This is a genomic window from Sulfitobacter alexandrii (genome assembly GCF_001886735.1).
Classification (GTDB): domain Bacteria; phylum Pseudomonadota; class Alphaproteobacteria; order Rhodobacterales; family Rhodobacteraceae; genus Sulfitobacter; species Sulfitobacter alexandrii.
On the sequence record NZ_CP018076.1, the window covers coordinates 3,524,453 to 3,541,352 of the forward strand.

The window sequence follows — 16,900 nt, forward strand, 5'->3', positions numbered from 1 at the left end:
ATCGCAATGGTCCTGGCCTCCGCGCTCCTTGCGCGGGCGGATACGCTGACCCTTGTATCGGAAACCGTGTGGCGCGAGCCAGGTAAGTGGTTCGGCGGTTTTTCCGGCCTCGAGACCAGCGCCGACGGCCAGACGGCAGATCTGGTTACCGACAGGGCAACGCTGGTCCGGATCCGCCTGACCCGCGAGGCGGGCCGCATCGTCGCTATCACCACCCTGCGGCATACGCCGATCACCTATCTAGACGGCACGCCCGCCAAGGGCGACGCGGCGGATGTCGAAGGGCTGGCAATCACCGACGACGGCGCCGCCTATGTGTCGTTCGAACACGATCATCGTGTCGGGCGATTGAACCTCGACACCGGGGCGGCGGGGCGCCTCCCCGACCATCCGGACTTCGCGGGGTTTCCAGACAACGGGGGGCTGGAGGCTCTGGCGGTTCACACCGACGGACGGGTGTTTGCCGTACCCGAAAGCCGCGGGGGACGTAACGGCGGGTATCCCGTCTATGTTTTCGACGGCCGCGAGTGGAACATCGGCACCGTGATCCCCGGCCGCGGCCCCTTCCGTCCGGTCGGGGCCGACTTCGGCCCGGACGGTTTGTTGTATCTGCTGGAACGGGCGGTGACGCCGCTGGGTTTCCGCAGCCGCATCCGCCGCTTCGACCCCGCCGCGGAAAATCTTGCAGAAGTCACGCTGCTGACCTCGGCGCCCGGCAGGTTCGACAACCTCGAATCCATCAGCCTCTGGCAGGACGCCGACGGGAAGACACGGATCACCGCGATCTCGGACGACAACTTCTTTCCCATCCAGCGAACGCAGATCGTCGAATTCATGCTGACCGAATAGCTTGCAACATCGCCGCTTTGGCACTAGAGGGCCCCTGTCCGGGTGACCTTATCCGGACCAAGTCGCCGCACCCTTGCAAAAAACGGTTCAAACATGACACGCACACATCTTCCCGGCATCATTGCCATGGCCGCCATCGTCGTGGCCTCGAACATTCTCGTCCAGTTCCTGTTCGGCCAATGGCTGACCTGGGGCGCCTTCACCTATCCGCTGGCCTTTTTCGTTACCGACATCATGAACCGGGTCTACGGCGCCAGCGCCGCCCGTCGCGTGGTTATGGTAGGCTTTGTCGTCGGCCTGGCCTGCTCGCTCGTCGGGACACAGATCATGGGCGAATTCGGGCCGCTGGTCACACTGCGCGTTGCCATCGGCTCCGCCGTCGCGTTTCTGGCAGCGCAGATGATTGATGTTTCGATCTTCGCGGCCCTGCGCGGCGGCACCTGGTGGCGGGCCCCGCTGGTCAGCACCCTGATCGGAAGCAGCATCGACACCGCGCTGTTCTTTACCATCGCCTTTTCGACCAGCCTCAGCTTCCTTCACCCGGCCACGAATGTGTCCTGGGCGTCGGAACCGCTTCCCCTGCTGGGCGCGGGGCCGGTCGTACCGCTCTGGGTGTCACTGGCAGTCGCGGATTGGGCGGTGAAACTGTCCATCGCGCTTGTCGCCCTGATCCCCTTCCGCATCGTCACGGCAAGGCTGATGCGGTCGGCCTGACCCGGCGGCTTGAGGTAGGCCGTCCGAAAAACCCGGCGCGACGGCCCCCATGTATAAAAATGAAGCCCGTGTGGCGGGGCCGCGCGGGCGGATCACACGCTCCGCAAGAAATCGCTTTGCGTTTGCAGAAACCTGTGCAACCCTCAAGGTGAGTTCAACAAATGAAAAGGAGGTGATCCAGTGTCAAGAAAGGTATTGGAGCGAGGTGTCGGAACAGCTCGGAGAACCTCCTGCTAGGGCAGCCCCTGACAGAAGAGATTCCGAGTGGACTGATGGTCTAACCGACCCACCTCCTCAATCCATTCGCCAAAGCTACGATTGGGCCGCTCCTGCCGGGGCGGCCCTTTTCGATGTTCAAATCCCGCCCGCCAGATGCGAGAATGCGAAAATGCTCAGGATCACCGACAAGGTCGCCATTCAGGACTGGGAAATCACCGAAAGCTTCGTACGCTCCTCGGGGCCCGGCGGGCAGAACGTGAACAAGGTCGCCACCGCGGTCGAACTGAGGTTCGAGGCCGCGACGTCCCCGTCCCTCACCGGCCCCGTCAAGACACGCCTGCGTCGGCTGGCGGGCCGACGCTGGACGAACGAAGGTGCCCTGATCCTGCAATGCGACGAAACCCGCAGCCAGGCGCGCAACCGCGACATCGCGCGGGACCGCCTGGCAGAGCTGATCAGGAAGGCTCTCACGCCTCCCAAGCGCCGGATCCCGACCCGCCCGACGCTGGGATCAAAGAAGCGGCGGCTGAAGTCAAAGAAGGTGCGAGGCGAGGTGAAAGCCCTGCGCGGGAAGGTCGATCCGAACGACTAATGTCGGCGCAGGATGTAGATGTCCATGATCCATCCGTGCCGCTCTCGTGCTTCGGCCCGCATCCGCACGATCCGTTCAGACACGTCGGCCAACGGCCCCGCACACGTAATCTCCTCGGCCATGCCGACGTAAGCCCCCCACCAGATGTGCAGGCCGGCCGGATCAAGAGCTGTGAAGGCGCAATCGCCGTCCAGCATCACGGCGAGCGTGTCGACGCCAACGGGCCAGCCTTCGTTGCGCAACCTCCGCCCAGTCGTCACCAGAAAGGGTGCCCCGATTTCGTTGATCGGGATGGCATGGGTCGCCGTGAGCGCCTGAAGCGAGGTGATACCGGGGATTACCGCGACCCGCGGCGCGGGTCGCAACCGGGCGGCGATCCGCAGCGTGCTGTCATAGAGCGAAGGATCGCCCCAGACCAACAGCGCAATGCGGGAAGCCTCCGGGTATTCCGCCATTGCAGCTTTCCAGGCGCCCGCGATCTCGTCATGCCAGTCATCCACCCTCTGCCGGTAGTCCGCGGTGCGTTCGTCCCGCACCGGCAGATCGAATTCGACGATGCGCGTGCCCTTTCCTGTGAGCACCTCGTCGCAAATCGCGCGCCGCAACTCCGCCAGGTCGGCCTTTCCGGGCCCCTTCCTCGGGATCAGGATCATGTCCTGAGCATTCATCGCGCGGATGGCTTGCAGCGTCAGGTGCTCCGGGTTGCCGGTGCCGATGCCGATCAGGGTCAGGTCGATTGCACTCATCCCGGTATCCGCGCGATGGCTTTCATCCGCAGATCGCCCAGAACACGCGCGTCGGCAAACGTCCCGTCGGCGGAATCGGCGTATAGCGCGGCAAAGCGGCGAAGGTCGCCGATGTCTTCTGTCGTGATATCGCCGAACAGGTAGGCGACCTTGCCCGCGTCCCGGAAGGCGACGGTCTGCGGCCGGGTGCAGCCCGACATGCAATCGATCCGCCGCACGGTCTCGGAAGGCAGATCCCGTCGCACCGCCTCGAGCAGCGCAGGACCATCGGGGCATGATCCGCAGACGTACACCGTCATGTGCCCGGCTCCGCGAGTGCCCCGTAGAAGATCAGCGCCGGCGTCGTGCTGGTCGTCGTCTCGAGGTAGGTGGCAAGCGTGGACAGGGTGAACCACTGAACCTTCTCCGCAGGGGTCGAGACCGCTTCGGCCAGAAGCGCGGGGGTGTCCGGCGACATGCCATGTTCCAGCAGGCGCGTGGCGAGGCCGGGAAAGGTCCGCTTGCCCATGTAGATTACCGTCGTGGCGAGAGGATCGGCGAGAGCCGCCATGTTCACGTCCGCTGGAAGCTCACCCGTCACGTCCGCGCCGGTGATGAATTGAACGCGCCGCGCCGTCAGTCGCCGGGTCAGCGGAATGCCCGCGGCGGCGGCCGCAGCGGAGGCGGACGTGACGCCGGGAATGATCTCGAATGGGATGCCCGCGGCACGCAGGGCCGTGATCTCTTCCTCCAGTCGGCCAAACATGCCGCTGTCGCCGGATTTCAGCCGGACAACACGCATTCCCGCTGCCGCGTGATCGACCAAGACCCGGCTCACGTGATCCTGCTTGGGGGACGCGCGACCGGCGCGTTTTCCCACGCCGATCAAGTCGGCATCGGCATTTGCATGCTCAAGGATCGGGCCGGAGCTGAGGTCGTCGAACAGGATCACTTCCGCCGTCCGAAGCCGGTCCACCGCCTTGACGGTCAGAAGCTCAGGATCACCGGGCCCGGACGACACGAAGGAAACGAAGCCGCTCATCATCCATCCCCGATCATGTGAAAGAACGTGCCGGTGGCAACGCCGCCCCCATCGAAACGGCGCACTGAACCGGTTTCGGGCACCTCCAGATCGTTGCTGTCGGTGATCCGCGCCAGCGGTTCATCCGGTTCATCGAGAATGGTCGCATAATGGAACTCGTGGCCGCGCAGACGGCCCCGTATGGTTTGCCCGGGGATGGCGGCATTCAGATCCGCCTTGCGGTATCCCAGGTGCATCTTTCGCTTGGCAAAGGAGGTTTCAAGGCCCAGGAGCCCCGCCATTTCGTGCCGCGTGCCGTCCTTGTCCACCAAGCCGGCGCCCATCGCCATGTACCCGCCACACTCTCCATGAACCGGGCGCGTCTTCGCGAACGACTGCAGGCTGTGACGGAACCGATCCGCCGCCGCCAGCGCGCCGGCATGCAGTTCGGGATAGCCTCCCGGCAACCAGCAGACATCGGCGTCCGGGTCCGGCCCCTCGTCCGCCAAGGGCGAGAACGGCACGACCTCGGCCCCGGCAGTACGCCACCCGGCGAGCAGATGCGGATAGACAAAGGCGAAGGCATTGTCCTGCGCCAGCGCGATCCGTTGGCCGGGCGGCTGGATGGCCGCAGGGGGCGGTGCGCTGTGAAGGGTTCCTGCCGCCGCCGCGCGCAACGCATCGAGGTCCACATGGCCCGCGATGAACTCCGCCGCTTCCGACAGGATCTGCGGCAGATTTTCCTGCTCGCCCGCCTGCACGAGGCCAAGGTGACGCTCTGGCAACTCGATTCCGTTCTGCCTTGGCAGAGAGCCGAGCACCCTTATGCCGACCTCGTCCATGCCCGCGCGTACCAGCGTTTCGTGCCGGGGCGAGGCCACGCGGTTCAACACGACCCCGGCCAGTGACACGTCCGGGCGCATGTCGCGGAATCCCCGCGCGGTCGCGGCCACTGATTGCGCCGCGCCGGAAACGTCCAGCACCAGCACCACCGGCCAGCCCATGTGCGCCGCGATGTCGGCGCTCGCGCCGTTGCCGCAGGCGCCCGGAACCGCGACACCGTCGAACAGGCCCATCGATCCTTCGGCGAGGACCAGATCGGCACCACGCGCGTTGCCCACCAGACCGTCGATGACCGCGCGGTCCATTGACCAGCTGTCGAGATTGAAGGACGCCAGACCAGACGCGGCCGTATGGAACGCAGGATCAATATAGTCCGGGCCGCTCTTGAAGGGCTGCACGTTCACCCCCCGCGCGCGGAAGGCTGCCAGCAGCCCCAGCATCAGCGTCGTCTTGCCGGTACCCGACGACGGAGCGGATATCATCAGGCCGGGTGGAATCATTCCGCCGTCTCCGGGAAACGGGGGTCCGTGCCCACTGGCCTGAAGCGACGATCGTAATCTTCCGCGTAGAGCCGGCTCTCTGCAAAATCCTCGGCCCCGATGGCATGGCCGACAAGGATGAGGGCAGTGCGCTCCATCTCTTCTCCGATGGCGGTCTGCAACGTGGCGAGTGTCGCCCGCACGACCCGTTGATCCGGCCAGCTGGCGCGCCAGACGACAGCCACGGGGCAATCCGCGCCATAATGCGGCGTCAGCTCGGTCACGACCCGGTCCAGCACATGGACCGACAGGTGGATCGCGAGCGTCGCCCCGGTACGGGCAAAGTTTTCCAGTGTCTCTCCTTCGGGCATGGCCGTCGCGCGGCCGGAAGTGCGGGTCAGCACAACCGATTGCACGACGCCCGGAAGGGTCAGTTCAGCGTTCAGCGCCGCGGCAGCGGCGGCAAAGGAAGGTACCCCCGGGGTCACGTCGTAGGGGATGTCCAGCGCGCGCAAACGGCGCAGCTGTTCCCCCATCGCCGACCAGACCGACAGGTCGCCGGAGTGCAGACGCGCCACATCGTGCCCTGCGGCATGAGCGCGGGCGATTTCCTCCATGATGTCGTCCAACGACATCCGGGCGGTGTTGACGATACGCGCACCTTCGGGGCAATGGGCCAGCAGCGCTTCGGGCACCAGCGACCCCGCGTACAGGCATACCGGACACGCCGCGATCAGGTCGCGCCCCCGCAAGGTGATCAGGTCGGCGGCCCCCGGCCCTGCCCCGATGAAATGAACCGTCATGCTATTCCTCTCAACTTTCCGCCAACGCAGCCGTGGCCATACCATCGCGTGACACGACACGCGGTGCAACCAGACGGGCCTGTGGACCGGCGGCGGCCAGCGCAGCCGCTTCTGCCAGAGACCCTGTGCCGAACCTGTCCTGTATCCGCTCTGACTGGGTGGGCGTTATCATCTGGCCCAGGTCTTCGACAGTCACCCCGAGGCCCGGCACGCCAAGAACCTGGGCGAACTCGCGAAAAACGGCCTCCCGAGCCTTGGCGGCTTCCGTTACCACCGCGTCGATCCGGACGTCATCTGACACGTCCAGCACCTGCTGCAGCGCATCCTGAAGGCTGGCCAGATCGGCCGCCGCGCGAAATCCGATACCCACGACCTTCATAGCGTCACGCTCCATTGAACCACCGGGCGCAGCGGTTGCCAGCCGCGCATCCGCCCCAGCGGAGCGGCCTCGGCCAGTTCGATGCGAAGCAGGCTCCCGCCTTTCTCGGCCTGAAGCCGGGCGAACCGCGCTTCGGTTTCCAGCGTGACACCGTTGGCAACCAACCGGGTGCCACCCGGCAACTGCGAGAACAGGCTGTCGAAAAGCGCATCGCTGCCGCCCCCTCCCACAAAGACGGCGTCGGGCGCGGTTCGGTCCCCGATCATGCCTGCCGCATCCCCGTGATGCACCGCAAGACGGTGAGCGATGCCGAAACGATCCGCGTTGGACGCGATGTTTTCGACCCGCGCCGCGTGCTTTTCAAACGCCTCTGCGCGGCCGCCCGCCAGACACCACTCCACCGAAATGGAGCCGGAGCCGGCCCCGATGTCCCACAGTGTTTCACCGGGGCGCGGGCCAAGCGCGGACAGGGTCAGCGCGCGCACGGGGCGCTTCGTGATCTGCCCATCATTCGCAAAGAGATCGTCCGGCAGGCCGGAACTGCGCGGCAGGCCGACATCTTCGGGCAGTGCCACTGCCACCGCGACCGGAGCGGAAATATCGGCAATGTCGAACATAGCTGCCGTCGTCTCGCGCATCCGCTGCTCTGCGCCGCCCATGCGTTCGCAGACCGTGAGCCGCGCCGCACCCGCACCTTCGGCGGTCAACCATCGTGCCAGCTCCGCGGGTGCCGCGCCATCCCGCACAAGGCAAATCATACGGCGGCGCGGCGCGAGGACGCCCCGCAACTGGGCGATCGGCGCGGCGTGCAGACCGTGGCACGTCACGTCTTCCAAGCGCCAGCCAAGGGCGCCCGCCACAAGCGAAAAGGTAGAGGCGGCGGGCAGCACGCGCCACTCACCCGGCGCCAGATGCGACGACAAGCTGCCACCGGCACCGAACCAGAACGGATCCCCGGAAGCCAGCACCACGACCTGTCGCCCCCGGACCTCGAGCACGGGGTCGATCGCGAAAGGTACGGGCCACGCCCGGCCCCGCTCACGCGCGCCGGCGAGTTCGAGGTGCCTCGGACCGCCAAAGATGACCTCGGCGGCGTCGATCGCAGCCCGACTTGCGGGGGGCAGTTGCGCTGCGCTATCGTGCGGCATCCCCACGATACTGAGCCACGGATCACCCATCATGAACATCCTTCTGCTGGGCGGCACGACCGAGGCAAGCGAGATGGCCCTGACGCTGGCGCGGGCCGGGATCGACGCGACGTTCTCCTACGCCGGAAGAACCAAGGCGCCCGTGGCCCAGCCCCTGCCCCAACGGACGGGCGGCTTTGGCGGCGTGGCGGGGTTGGAAAGCTATCTGCACGATCACGCCATCACGCACGTGATCGACGCGACCCATCCTTTTGCCGCGGGCATGAGCCGGAATGCCCACGCGGCCTGCGTCAGCACGGGCACCCCCCTGATGCGGCTGGAGCGACCTGCCTGGCAGCCCGGTCCCGGAGACGACTGGCGGTTCGTCCCGACCGTGGAGGATCTGCCCGGCGCGCTGCCGGACGCACCCTGCCGGGCGTTTCTTGCCATCGGCAAGCAACAGATCGGCCTGTTCGCAGGCCGCCCGCAACATCATTACATGCTGCGGCTCGTCGACCCGCCAGACGCACCGTTGCCGTTGCCCGACACCACGATCGTCATCGCGCGCGGCCCCTTCACGGCACAGGGCGATACCGCCCTGATGCAAGAACACCGTATCACGCATGTTCTTTGCAAGAATGCCGGGGGCAGCGGCGCCCGTGCCAAACTGGATGCCGCGCGCGCGCTCGGGTTGCCGGTGATCATGGCGCACCGGCCCCTTCTTCCCGGCGACACCGTCGCGCATGACGTGGAAAAGGTGATGAACTGGCTGGGTCACGACGCGGAGCGCGGCGTGTAGACGTACCGTCCTACCATCCGGGTTTCCGAATTTCCGACCAGGACCACCGTTTGCATATCTGCCATCTCGGCCGTCGCTTCGGCCAGTGTGACGGTTTTCAGCGCCTCGTCCGGGCGGCTGATGGCGCGGGCGAACGTGACCAGACGCTCAGGCGCGCATTCTTCACGCAGGATCGCCAGCGCGTCGCCGAACTGGTGCGGGCGGGATCTGGATCGGGGGTTGTAGAAGGCCATGGCGAAATCCGCCTGCGCGGCGAGCCTCAGCCGACGTTCGATCACCGCCCAGGGCTTGAGGTTGTCGCTGAGGTTGATCGCGCAGAAATCGTGGCCCAAGGGTGCACCCGCGCGCGCCGCGGCGGCCAGCATCGCGGTGATGCCGGGCAGCACCCGAATATCCGACCCCGCGAATTCCGGCTTTGCCTCCAAGGCCTCGAACACGGCGGAGGCCATGGCGAAAACGCCCGGATCGCCACCGGATACCACCGCCACCCGTCGTCCCTCGGCGGCCAGCCGCAGCGCGTGGGTCGCGCGGTCGATCTCGACCCGGTTGTCACTGGGGTGCAGGGTCAGACCGTCGCGCGGGGCGACACGTTTGACATACGGAATATAGCCTATGACGTCCGTCGCCTCGGCCAGCATGGCCGAGACCTCGGGCGTTACCAGATCCTCGCGCCCCGGCCCCAGCCCCGCGATGGCGACCCAGCCGCTCATGCGTCCAGCTCCGCCTCCGGACGACGGCCCTGTCCGTGCACAAGCACGATCGCGAAATATGGGCAATCGTCGTCGTCCACCTCTGCCAGACGCGCGACACGCTGGCCGGGCATCGTGCCTTTCTCGACAAGCCACGCGTCCTCAAGCCGACCGGTCCGCTCGAGCGCGGCGCGCACGCGGGGCATGTTGCGCCCCGTCTTCATGATGACCAGCGCATCCGCGCGTTCCATGTGGGCGACGAGATCGGCGTCGGGCAGTGTCCCCATGAGGACCGACATCACGTCGTCTCCCCAGGTGAAAGGCATGTCGAGCGCGTTCCAGCACCCCACCATACCGGGTATCGCCGGCAGAACCTCCACCTCGGCCCGACCCTGCAACCGGGTGTGCAGATGCATGAAGGAGCCGTAGAAGAAGGGGTCGCCCTCGCAAAGCACGACGACCTCGTGTTTCCGTGCGAGGTCCGCCAGACGGTCGGCCCACTCTGCATAGAAATCCACGAGCAGCTTTCGATACTCCGCACTGTCAAAGCGCAGCTCGGTCGTGACCGGATACTCCATCGGATACTCGATGACGTCGTCTCGCAGCATGTCCCGGACGATGGTCCGCGCCTGTCCCGCACGGCCCTTCTTGCGAAAGAACGCCAGGTGACGCGCGCCGCGGATCACGCGGTCCGACTTGACGCTCATGAGTTCGGGGTCGCCGGGGCCGAGCCCGGCACAGATGATCCTGCCCATCGTCATTCCACCCTGCTGGCAAGCGCGTTGACCGCCGCCACCGTGATCGCCGAGCCTCCCAGCCGGCCCTCCACGATCATTGACGGGACCGGAAGATCGGCCATCAGGGCGTCCTTGCTTTCCGCCGCGCCGATGAACCCCACGGGGCAGCCGATGATCGCGGCCGGCCGCGGGCACGCCGGATCTTCGAGCATGTTCAGCAGGTGGAACAGCGCGGTCGGCGCGTTCCCGATGGCGACCAGCGCGCCGGCCAGATGGGGCCGCCACAGTTCCAGCGCCGCGGCAGAACGGGTGTTCGCCATATCGGCGGCCAGGTCCGGCACGCGCGGATCGCGCAGGGTGCAGATCACCTCGTTTTCACGCGGCAGCCGTTTGCGGGTGATGCCCTCGCTCACCATGTAGGCATCGCAGAGGATGGGGGCACCGTCCTCCAGCGCGGCCCGTGCCGCAATCGCCATCCCCGGCGAGAAGCGCACGAACTGTTCCAGACCGACCATCCCGGCCGCATGAATCATCCGGACCGCGACGATCTCCTCCTCGGGCGTGAAGCGGGACAGCGCGGCCTCGGACCGGATCGTGGCAAAGGACTGGCGGTAAATCTCCGCACCGTCTGTGATGTAGCTATGGGGCATTCAAATCGCCTTGATGATGTCTTCCGGGGAGAGCGCTCGGGCATCCGGTGCGTCTCCGGCGCAGCCCCGGCGAACCAGGTCGAACCCTTCCTTTGTCGCCGTCACGGTCAAAGGGGCGGGGCCGGCGTGCGCGCACCCCTTGGCACAACCCGACATGTGCAGGAAGCTGCCCGGGGGCACATGAGGCGCAAGCGTACGTGCCGTGGCGCGGGTGCGGGCCAGCCCCTGGGAACAGCGCGGTGCGCCGGTGCAGGCCACGACCCGCAGCAGCGGATCGTCCGGATCGGTGATCAGACCCCGGACTTTTGGCAGCCTGCGCGCGCTTTCGACCAGCAGCATGCGCCAGGGCGTCATCCGCAGACCGCCTTGCTTGGCAAGGCTGGCCAGCGTCTTGACCTCCAGTTGTCCGAAGGCGAGGCCGACCATCGCACCCAGCGGCGTGAAACCCGGCCGCGGCGCATAGACCTGCCGCTGGCGCGGTACGATGAAACCGCCCGGCAGCGTGACACCCGAAGCCAGCAACGCGGCCATTCGCTTGTGATCGCCACGGTTCTGCATGAACCATTCGACGAGGGCCATCGCTTCGGCCACCACCGTTTCCGACGCGACAGGCTTGCCCTTGTCGAAACCGTCGGCAACCAAAATCAATCCCCCGCCCGCGTCACGCTCCATCCTGACATCGGCCGACGCGGTCTGCAGGACCGGCACACGGCCCGTGTCGACTGCGAACCCGAACTTGCCCGGTATCGGCGGCGCATCGGGCGAGGACAGCGCCACAGTCAGATCGGCGGCGAAACCGTCGGTCTCCTCTCCGGTCTGCCAGAACGGGGTCACCATCACGTTGCGACGGCCTTCGATCTCGGCGTCGGCATCCACGAGCGACATCGCCGCGAGGCCCCGGATCAATGGCTCGTGCATGTCTTCCCGAACGCCGCGGATCTGGATGTTGCCCCGGCTGGACAGATCGATGAGACCGTTCCCGTGGGCTGCCGCCAAGGTGGCGATACCGTCCGCCTGGGCACGGCGCAGGCGCCCGTTGAAGGGACGCACACGCACCACAAGGCCGTCGCCGGACATCATCGGCCGAAGCGCACCGGGGCAGTAACCCTTGACCACCGGGGCGCTCATTCGGCGGCATCCATCTGGGCCGAGATGGAGTTGCGCCGCGTCACCCACAGGCCGGCATCCCGCAGCGCCGCGAAACGTGCGCGCATTTCCTCGAGTGCCTTTGGATTTTCGCGTTCCATAAACTCCACCAGATCGTCCCGGCCCAGCGTCGCATCGAAATATAGGTCGAAAAGATGCGCAGGCACGGCCCGCGTCAGATGCGCGAAGGCGGCCAGATTGTCCAGCGTTGCGGTGACTTCGGCCGCGCCCCTGAAGCCGTGGCGCATCATGCCGCTGGCCCAGTCGGGATTCGCCGCGCGCGCGCGGACCACGCGGGCGATCTCCTCTGCCATGGTGCGGGCACGCGGCGCGCCGATGACGGTGCTGTCTACATGGTACAGGGCAGGCTTCGACACGCCCAGATGGGCCATCGCGGCGGCAAAGCCGCCCTCGTGGCTGGCATAGTCGGACGCGAGCAGCACGTCGCTTTCCATCAGGTCCTGCACATGGGCAAAACCATCCGCCCCCTGAAGCCGCGTTTCCAGCGCGGCACGGTCCTGATGCGCTTCGCCCTTTGCGTCGATCGCCCATTCGGAAGCCTTCAGCCACGCCTCTCCGGCGGCGGCGCGGCCCGCGTCGGAATAGTCGAGCATCGCTGCTTCCATGTTCATGCCGTAGAGGCCGGGCTTGGGCCCGAAGACGCGCGGCGTGCGGGTCAGGTAGGGGTTCATGTCGGGCGCTTCCGCGCGTTCCGCCAGCGCGGCGGACCCCGCCTCGAACAGTTGTGACAGGCCGGGGAAAACGTCGCGGAAAAGGCCGGAGACCCTCAGCGTGACATCGATGCGCGGCCGATCCAGCATGGTGAGCGGAAGTATCTCGAAACCGGATACCCGCTCGGACCCGGTGTCCCATTTCGGCGAAAGGCCGGCCAAGTGCATCGCCATCGCGACTTCCTCGCCCGCCGTCCGCATGGTTGCCGAGCCCCAGAGATCGACCACCAGACCGCGCGGATAGTCGCCCTGATCCTGCAGGTGCCGGCGGATCAGTTCCTCGGCCAGCTTGACGCCCTGCGCATGGGCGGCGCGGGTCGGGACACTGCGGGGGTCCACGGCGTAAAGGTTACGGCCCGTGGGCAGCACGTCCGAGCGTCCGCGGTAAGGAGAGCCCGATGGCCCCGAGGCCACGCGCCTGCCGTCCAGCGCCGTCAGCAGGCCGGCGGTCTCGCCTTCGCCCAAGCCGAAGACATGCAGGCCGTCGCCGTACTGGCTTTCCTTGATGTCGCAGACGAAGCGGTCGATCCGGGTGATCGCCTCGGCAGCGCTGGTCGCCTCGTCGATGCCGAGGTCATTTTCCACACCCGCCGCCCGGGCTTCGGACCGGATCGTTTCGATCAGCCGATCGCGGCGGGCTGGGTCCAGCCCGTCCGCTGTCGAGTATTCGTCGAGCAGACGTTCGAGTTGCAACAGCGCCGACGGAGTTTCGCTTTCCTTCATTGGCGGCGGCAGATGGCCCAGCGTCACCGCACCGATGCGCCGCTTGGCCTGCGCCGCTTCGCCCGGATCGTTGACGATGAAGGGATAGATCACCGGCAGGGGGCCGGTCAGCGCTTCGGGCCAACACTCACCCGAAAGCGCGACTGCCTTTCCTGGCAGCCACTCCAGCGTGCCGTGCGCGCCGACATGCACCAGCGCATCAAGCCCGAGCGACCGCAGCCAGAGATAGAACGCCACGTAGGAATGACGCGGAACGCGGGCAAGATCATGGTAGTCGGTATCGCGTGCCGCGATACTGCCCCGCTCCGGTTGAAGCGCCACCAGCGCGTTGCCGCATCGAAGCGCCGGAAAGTGAAGAGCTCCGTCGCGGTACAGGGGGTCATGCTCCAACGGGCCCCAGGCGGTATCCAGATCGTTCAGCAGCGTTTCGGGAAGATCGGCCAGAGCGGCCGCATAATCATCGACGGACCACGAGATGGTGCTGTTGGCGAGGGACTGCCCGAAACCTGTAGAAGCTTCCACGGCATAGCCCGCATCGATCAGCGCCGGCAGCATCGCCTCGACCGAAGCCAGCGCGTCCAACCCCACCGCGTGGGCGATCTGGTCCGCCCGTCCGGGATAGGTTGACAGTACGATTGCCAGTTTGCGGTCCTGCACGGGGGTCCGCGCCAGACTGTGCCAGCCTGCCACACGGTCCACCACCGCCCTGATCCGATCCGCATCCGCGCGATGGGCAAAGCGGGCGTATTGCAGGTGCGGATCTTTCTTTTCAGGTGCCTTGAAGCTGACCACACCGGCGAACAGGCGCCCGTCCACTTCGGGCAGGACCACGTGCATGGCCAGATCGGCGGGCGACAGGCCACGCTCCGCCTCGGCCCATTCCTTGCGCCGGGCGGTGGACAGCGCAACCTGGAATACCGGGCACCCTGTTCCGTCCAGCGGAGATGTCCCGTCTTCCCCCCGCCCGGAAAAAGCCGTGGCATTCACGATGGCGCAGGGTGACAGCCGGCGCAGCGTATCGGACAGGAACGCGCGTGCGCCGTCGGTCTTGAGCGACGGCACGAACAGGCCGACGACGGTAAAGCCGCGGTCGCGCAGGGCGGCGATCAGCGCGTCGACCGGGGCCGTGTCGGCGGCGGTCAGGTAGCTGCGGTAGAACGTCACCGCGACCACATCGCCGGCTGCATCGGCAAAGGGGATCACCCCCTTGTCGGGATCGTAAAAGCCACAGTCCGGCACGGTCTTGGACCCTGCGACCGGACCGGCATAGAACCCGGCGGCCAGGGCGAGCTGCGCCAGCGCCGCCTGCGCGGCAACTGCGCCCCCCGCATCACACAGGTGCGACAACCGACGCAGGGTCGAGACCGGCAAAGTCGAATGCGCATCAAGCGCCGGGTCCTCGCGCCCGTCCGCTGGCAGGATCGCCAGCGCGATGTTGTTGCGGCGGGCAAAATCCTGAACCTGCATGACGCCGTAGGGCCAGTAATTCTCGCCTCCGATCAGCCGGATCAGGATCCCTTTCGCGCCGGTCAGCGTCTGCTCGACGTAATTGTCCACCGACGCCGGATGTCTCAGGGCGACAAGATTGCACAGCCGCAGCGTGGGCAATTTCCCCTCCGGCCCGCCGCCGCGATGCCAGCCCGCCGCGAAGGCGCCGAGGTCACTGTCGGAAAACGACAGCACCACGAGGTCCGCAGGCGTCTGCCCCGGATCGAAAGGTGTGTCGCTGTCCTCGAGGCCATGGCTTTCGCGAAAGACGACGTGCATGGCGTCAGGCCCCCAGAACGCCCCGGATGGCGGCGGCGTCGATGTGGTCGTGCTCCGCGATCACCACCAGGTGACCCTGCCGGGCATCGGCACCCCATGGACGGTCGAACTGCTGCCTCACCCGCGCACCGACCGCCTGCACAAGCAGCCGCATCGGCTTTCCCTTGACCGCGACATAGCCTTTCACGCGCAGGATATGCTGCTCCGTCGCCAGTTTTTCGATCGCGGAAACCAACGTATCGACATCTTCGACTTCGGGCATCGGCACGACGATGGTTTCGAAATCGTCGTGTTCATGATCGTCCGCGCCGTCGTGGTGCGATGGGCGCGCGGCAAGGTCGTCTTCGGCAGCGGCGTTGAGCCCCAGAACAACCTTGGGGTCGATCACCCCCTCGGTCATCGGAAGTATCCGGATGGGTCGGGGGCTTTCCGCTTCGATGATCTCTCGCGCCCGGGCCAGACCCTCTTCGCCCGCAAGATCGGCCTTGGACATGAGGATGATGTCAGCGCAGGAAATCTGGTCTTCGAACACTTCGGAAAGCGGTGTCTCGTGGTCGAGGCTGTCGTCGGCCTTGCGCTGCGCATCGACGGCAGCTTCGTCCGCAGCGAAACGGCCCGCGGCCACGGCCTCGGCATCGGCCAGCGCAATCACGCCGTCGACGGTGATCCGCGAGCGGATCGCGGGCCAATCGAAGGCTTTGAGCAGCGGCTTGGGCAGGGCCAGCCCGGATGTTTCGATCAGGATGTGGTCAGGGCGCGTCGGCAGCGCCATCAGGGCTTCGATCGTCGGGATGAAGTCGTCAGCCACGGTGCAGCAGATGCAGCCGTTCGCAAGCTCGACGATATTCTCCTCGGGGCAATCGGGAATCGCGCAGGATTTCAGGATGTCGCCATCGACGCCCACGGTCCCGAACTCGTTCACGAGCACGGCCAGACGACGGCCACCTGCGTTGGTCATCAGGTGGCGGATCAGGGTGGTCTTGCCGGCCCCCAGGAATCCAGTGATCACTGTAACCGGAATCTTGCTCAGATCGTTCATTCGGCGGCCTCCATAGGCAGGGAAAGGGGGGGAACACGCGCAAGGCTCTGCTTGCGGAAGATCACGGGCCGCTCGCGCCAGGGCACCAGCCCGTCGGACGTCGCGGCATAGGCGGTGGCGCCGGCCAGGATGTCGGGAGCGTCGGCCACGGAAAGCCGACCGTAGACATAGGTCCATTTACCCGGCTCGGACAGCGCGACGGCAGCGCCTTGGCTGCAGGCGGAAAGACAGGCCACGCCGACGATCTCGACACCCTCGGGCGCGCCCGCGTCGGTCAGCGCGGCGTGCAGAAGGGCGCCGGGGCGCGGCGCGTCTTCCTCCAGAACCTCGCCCGCTCGGCAGGTGGTGCAGACATAAAGCGTGGCGGTCATTGCACATCCACCCTCGTGATCGCCGAAACGGGCTTCCCGCCAACGACCAGCGGATGGTGATCGTTGCTGTTCAGGGTCACTTCTATGTCGACATTGCCCTCCGGCAGACCATCGAGATGGGTCCACGCGCCGTAGATACGCCCCAGCTTGACCCCGTTCGCATAGACATGGGCATGGCCCTGGCCGGGCCGATGGTCGCGGCTGGCGTTTTCCGGCGAGAATTCGAAGTTCTCGACCATGACATGCAGGTTGTAGCCCGCCATCGGGTCGGGGGTGACCGCGATCCGAACCTCCGGCGCGTTCTCTGCCGAAAGCTCTATCGGGGTTTCATGCTGCGCCGCGTGATCGCCGCTGTCGTGGGCCATGCCTGCATGATGCGCCGGATCGGCGTGGTCATGACCGTCGAAGGTGATCCCGTTGCCCGCCGCGAAGGCAAAGCCGAGACCGCCGCCGAAGATCAGCCCGATAACGAAAAGTGCAAGCGTCCTGTTCATCGC

19 protein-coding genes are annotated in these 16,900 nt (G+C 66.4%); 4 read left to right on the forward strand and 15 right to left on the reverse strand.

Annotation, left to right across the window (positions count from 1 at the left end):
* Positions 1 to 6 precede the first annotated feature (6 nt).
* The 3 genes from BOO69_RS17225 (at position 7) to arfB (ending at position 2,374) form a co-directional block, all read left to right on the forward strand.
* Positions 7 to 849 (forward strand): esterase-like activity of phytase family protein, encoded by an 843-nt coding sequence (locus tag BOO69_RS17225; RefSeq protein ID WP_172839555.1) that lies wholly within the window; start codon positions 7 to 9, stop codon positions 847 to 849.
* 93 nt (positions 850 to 942) lie between these two features.
* Positions 943 to 1,563: a queuosine precursor transporter gene (locus BOO69_RS17230; protein ID WP_071973287.1), complete on the forward strand. Its 621-nt coding sequence runs from the start codon at positions 943 to 945 to the stop codon at positions 1,561 to 1,563.
* 388 nt (positions 1,564 to 1,951) lie between these two features.
* Positions 1,952 to 2,374, forward strand: a complete 423-nt coding sequence (gene arfB / locus BOO69_RS17235) for an alternative ribosome rescue aminoacyl-tRNA hydrolase ArfB (RefSeq protein WP_071973288.1) — start codon at positions 1,952 to 1,954, stop codon at positions 2,372 to 2,374.
* Here arfB and cobF read toward each other — a convergent pair.
* The 7 genes from cobF to cbiE are packed head-to-tail and all read right to left on the reverse strand — an operon-like array spanning position 2,371 to position 7,802.
* The gene (gene cobF, locus BOO69_RS17240; RefSeq protein ID WP_071973289.1) at positions 2,371 to 3,120 is read right to left on the reverse strand and encodes a precorrin-6A synthase (deacetylating); all 750 of its coding nucleotides are present in this window, start codon (positions 3,118 to 3,120) and stop codon (positions 2,371 to 2,373) included. The two genes, arfB and cobF, sit on opposite strands and share 4 nt — an antisense overlap.
* Positions 3,117 to 3,419: a DUF1636 family protein gene (locus BOO69_RS17245; protein WP_071973290.1), complete on the reverse strand. Its 303-nt coding sequence runs from the start codon at positions 3,417 to 3,419 to the stop codon at positions 3,117 to 3,119. Before BOO69_RS17245 ends, cobF begins: the two co-directional genes overlap by 4 nt.
* Positions 3,416 to 4,141 carry a uroporphyrinogen-III C-methyltransferase gene (cobA, locus tag BOO69_RS17250; protein ID WP_071973895.1) on the reverse strand — a complete coding sequence of 242 codons (726 nt, stop codon included), beginning with the start codon at positions 4,139 to 4,141 and terminating at the stop codon, positions 3,416 to 3,418. The genes BOO69_RS17245 and cobA overlap by 4 nt, the downstream gene beginning before the upstream one ends.
* Positions 4,141 to 5,463, reverse strand: a complete 1,323-nt coding sequence (locus BOO69_RS17255; protein WP_071973291.1) for a cobyrinate a,c-diamide synthase — start codon at positions 5,461 to 5,463, stop codon at positions 4,141 to 4,143. Before BOO69_RS17255 ends, cobA begins: the two co-directional genes overlap by 1 nt.
* Positions 5,460 to 6,245: a precorrin-4 C(11)-methyltransferase gene (gene cobM, locus BOO69_RS17260; RefSeq protein WP_071973292.1), complete on the reverse strand. Its 786-nt coding sequence runs from the start codon at positions 6,243 to 6,245 to the stop codon at positions 5,460 to 5,462. The genes BOO69_RS17255 and cobM overlap by 4 nt, the downstream gene beginning before the upstream one ends.
* A gap of 10 nt (positions 6,246 to 6,255) precedes the next feature.
* Complete coding sequence (locus BOO69_RS17265) at positions 6,256 to 6,639, reverse strand: cobalamin biosynthesis protein (protein ID WP_335743926.1); 384 nt, start codon at positions 6,637 to 6,639, stop codon at positions 6,256 to 6,258.
* On the reverse strand, positions 6,621 to 7,802 hold the full coding sequence (cbiE, locus tag BOO69_RS17270) for a precorrin-6y C5,15-methyltransferase (decarboxylating) subunit CbiE (RefSeq protein WP_071973294.1): 1,182 nt from the start codon (positions 7,800 to 7,802) through the stop codon (positions 6,621 to 6,623). The genes BOO69_RS17265 and cbiE overlap by 19 nt, the downstream gene beginning before the upstream one ends.
* Before the next feature lies 1 nt (position 7,803).
* On the opposite strand from cbiE, the gene BOO69_RS17275 reads away from it, so the two are divergent.
* The gene (locus BOO69_RS17275; protein ID WP_071973295.1) at positions 7,804 to 8,550 is read left to right on the forward strand and encodes a cobalt-precorrin-6A reductase; all 747 of its coding nucleotides are present in this window, start codon (positions 7,804 to 7,806) and stop codon (positions 8,548 to 8,550) included.
* Here BOO69_RS17275 and cobJ read toward each other — a convergent pair.
* The 8 genes from cobJ to BOO69_RS17315 are packed head-to-tail and all read right to left on the reverse strand — an operon-like array spanning position 8,526 to position 16,897.
* Positions 8,526 to 9,260 carry a precorrin-3B C(17)-methyltransferase gene (gene cobJ / locus BOO69_RS17280; protein WP_071973296.1) on the reverse strand — a complete coding sequence of 245 codons (735 nt, stop codon included), beginning with the start codon at positions 9,258 to 9,260 and terminating at the stop codon, positions 8,526 to 8,528. The two genes, BOO69_RS17275 and cobJ, sit on opposite strands and share 25 nt — an antisense overlap.
* Entirely contained in the window at positions 9,257 to 9,994 is a 738-nt protein-coding gene (locus BOO69_RS17285) for a precorrin-2 C(20)-methyltransferase (RefSeq protein WP_071973297.1), read from the reverse strand. Before BOO69_RS17285 ends, cobJ begins: the two co-directional genes overlap by 4 nt.
* 2 nt (positions 9,995 to 9,996) lie before the next feature.
* Positions 9,997 to 10,626, reverse strand: coding sequence for a precorrin-8X methylmutase (locus BOO69_RS17290; RefSeq protein ID WP_071973298.1), 630 nt, complete (start codon positions 10,624 to 10,626; stop codon positions 9,997 to 9,999).
* Entirely contained in the window at positions 10,627 to 11,754 is a 1,128-nt protein-coding gene (gene cobG / locus BOO69_RS17295; protein ID WP_071973299.1) for a precorrin-3B synthase, read from the reverse strand.
* The gene (cobN, locus tag BOO69_RS17300) at positions 11,751 to 14,993 is read right to left on the reverse strand and encodes a cobaltochelatase subunit CobN (protein ID WP_071973300.1); all 3,243 of its coding nucleotides are present in this window, start codon (positions 14,991 to 14,993) and stop codon (positions 11,751 to 11,753) included. The genes cobG and cobN overlap by 4 nt, the downstream gene beginning before the upstream one ends.
* A 4-nt stretch (positions 14,994 to 14,997) precedes the next feature.
* A complete protein-coding gene (cobW, locus tag BOO69_RS17305; protein ID WP_071973301.1) occupies positions 14,998 to 16,032 on the reverse strand; it encodes a cobalamin biosynthesis protein CobW in 1,035 nt (344 codons plus the stop codon).
* A complete protein-coding gene (locus BOO69_RS17310; RefSeq protein ID WP_071973302.1) occupies positions 16,029 to 16,403 on the reverse strand; it encodes a DUF1636 family protein in 375 nt (124 codons plus the stop codon). Before BOO69_RS17310 ends, cobW begins: the two co-directional genes overlap by 4 nt.
* On the reverse strand, positions 16,400 to 16,897 hold the full coding sequence (locus BOO69_RS17315; protein ID WP_071973896.1) for a hypothetical protein: 498 nt from the start codon (positions 16,895 to 16,897) through the stop codon (positions 16,400 to 16,402). The genes BOO69_RS17310 and BOO69_RS17315 overlap by 4 nt, the downstream gene beginning before the upstream one ends.
* Positions 16,898 to 16,900: the final 3 nt, after the last annotated feature.